Source organism: Nostoc sp. CCY 9925 (assembly GCF_963920935.1).
In the GTDB taxonomy this organism is placed as follows: domain Bacteria; phylum Cyanobacteriota; class Cyanobacteriia; order Cyanobacteriales; family Nostocaceae; genus Nostoc.
Map to the genome: position 1 here is coordinate 1 of NZ_CAWUDO010000301.1, position 673 is coordinate 673.

The following is a 673-nucleotide window of genomic DNA, read 5'->3' on the forward strand; positions in this document are numbered from 1 at the left end:
CAGTAAACCAAAAAGTTTTTCTCCAAAGAGCGATCGCTAAAATATTTACATTTTTTAATACATTCTGATACACAATTCTCTAACCAACAGACATAGTATAGATTATAATTACTTATGATTAATTGGTAGAGAAATTATCATTACTAACCTGATGGAAGATAGATGCTTTCAACTACTTGATATTTACGCTGTAGGGCTTGAGATAAAAAGGCTAACATCTGTTTAAGTGTAAAAAGTGTGCGATAAATTAATCGACTACCTTTCCTTTTACTACTGATTCTGAGCCAAAGAAGATTTACCCAAATATTAACTAAAAGAAAAGATATACCCACAAATAGTAATCTCAAAACTGGATTTTTATTATTCGTTTTAATTCGACAAATATTTTTCAGACGGTAGCTAGTTTCAATTCCAAATCGTTTCCGATAATCTTGATAGATATAATTTAAATTTGTTGTGATTTTGTAAGTCACGTAAGCAAAGTATTGAACCCCATGTTTTTTACGCTTACCTTTTCCATATTTGCAGACAATCCATAAGTCAAATGTGACTGAATCATCTTCATCTCTTGTAATTGTATAGGTAGTTTTATAACTTTTTTTACCCTTGAAAAATTGCTTGATTCCTCCTTTCTTTCCTGTCTTGACAGCAGGCATCATAAATGGAATATCTA

General features: G+C 30.5%; 1 pseudogene. It reads right to left on the bottom strand.

Going from position 1 to position 673, the window contains the following annotated elements:
• Positions 1–143: 143 nt before the first annotated feature.
• Positions 144–673: pseudogene (locus ACM0OY_RS40545) on the bottom strand (ISH3 family transposase); the annotation flags it as partial.